This window comes from Halorubrum sp. SP3, assembly GCF_005435195.1.
In the GTDB taxonomy this organism is placed as follows: domain Archaea; phylum Halobacteriota; class Halobacteria; order Halobacteriales; family Haloferacaceae; genus Halorubrum; species Halorubrum sodomense.
The window spans coordinates 1-401 of sequence record NZ_SGTU01000442.1; the positions used below are offsets into that span (position 1 = coordinate 1).

Genomic DNA, 401 nt, shown 5'->3' on the forward strand with positions numbered 1-401 from the left:
GTCGGGGAGTTCTTCGGAGTGTTCCTGCCGGATGATGGAGACCTCCATCCCGACTGCTGAAAGCGACACGAAGGCCCGCCGAAGGGCCTCATTGTGCTTCTCTGTCTCGGGATTCCACTCCTCATCAGCCTGTTCGAGGACATTCCGGATCCCTTGGTCGGTGACGGCCACTTCTGCTTCGGGATCCGAGATACGGACCATTCCCTCCGGTGCGACGTCGGACCGCGTCGGAGACTTCCGACCGCGTTGTTCGTCTTCGTCTTCCTCGTCGTCGGGGCGGGTGACACAGACCGACTCACGGTCAACAAGAATCCCATCAGGGAGATCCTCAAGTGCCGTTCCAGTTCGCTTCTCGAACCCACGGGCGACTTCCTCGACCGTGACGGTGTACCTGTCTGGCG

General features: G+C 60.8%; 1 protein-coding gene. It reads right to left on the reverse strand.

The window, feature by feature from the left end:
- A partial coding sequence (locus EXE42_RS19015; RefSeq protein WP_158293786.1) for a hypothetical protein occupies positions 1–401 on the reverse strand: 401 nt, incomplete at both ends.